Raw genomic sequence first — 770 nt, 5'->3', positions numbered from 1 at the left:
GAGCGACGTCTTGCCGGCATCGGCCAGCGGCTTCAGGTCCTTCGGTGAGACACCTGAGACCGTCTTGCCGAGGAAGCCGACACCGGCGACCGTCTCATTGGCGGCTGGAGCATCGGCAGACGATCCGCCGCCCAATGCCAGCTTCTTGCGCGCTTCGGTCAGTTCCTTTTCGAGCTTCTTGCGCTCTTCGAGCAGCGTCTCGACGCGCGCCGGTACATCGGCCGGCGAAATCTTCAACACGGCTGCCGTCGCCTTCAAACGCCTGTCCTGCTCGTCGAGATGTTTGCGCGCGGCTTCGCCCGTCAATGCCTCGATGCGGCGCACGCCGGCGGCGACCGCGCTGTCCGACACGACACGCACCAGGCCGATGTCGCCGGTCGCCCGGACATGGGTGCCACCGCAGAGCTCGACCGAATAGGGCCGGTTCGCCTTGGCGCCGTGCAGGCCGGTGCCCATCGACACGACGCGCACTTCGTCGCCGTACTTTTCGCCAAACAGCGCCATGGCGCCCTCGGCGATGGCATCGTCGACCGACATCAGGCGCGTGGTCACCGGGCCGTTCTGGACGACGATCTCGTTGGCCATGCGCTCGACCTCTTCGAGGTCTTCGGCCGAAATCGGCTTGTTGTGCGAGATGTCAAAGCGCAGGCGCTCGGGCGCGACCAGCGAGCCCTTCTGTGCGACATGGCTGCCCAGCACTTCGCGCAGCGCCTCATGGATCAGATGCGTCGCGGAATGGTTGGCGCGCAGCCTCGAGCGCCTTGCATGAT

The 770-nt window shown here is 66.1% G+C and carries 1 pseudogene; it reads right to left on the bottom strand.

The features are described 5' to 3' along the window. Positions 1 to 770, bottom strand: a pseudogene (locus tag EN969_RS33635) (alanine--tRNA ligase); the annotation flags it as partial.

The sequence above is a fragment of the Mesorhizobium sp. M7A.F.Ca.CA.003.01.2.1 genome, assembly GCF_003998945.1.
GTDB lineage: Bacteria > Pseudomonadota > Alphaproteobacteria > Rhizobiales > Rhizobiaceae > Mesorhizobium > Mesorhizobium ciceri.
The sequence above is the reverse complement of the archived record's forward strand: the minus strand, read 5'-3'. Positions and strand labels throughout refer to the sequence as shown.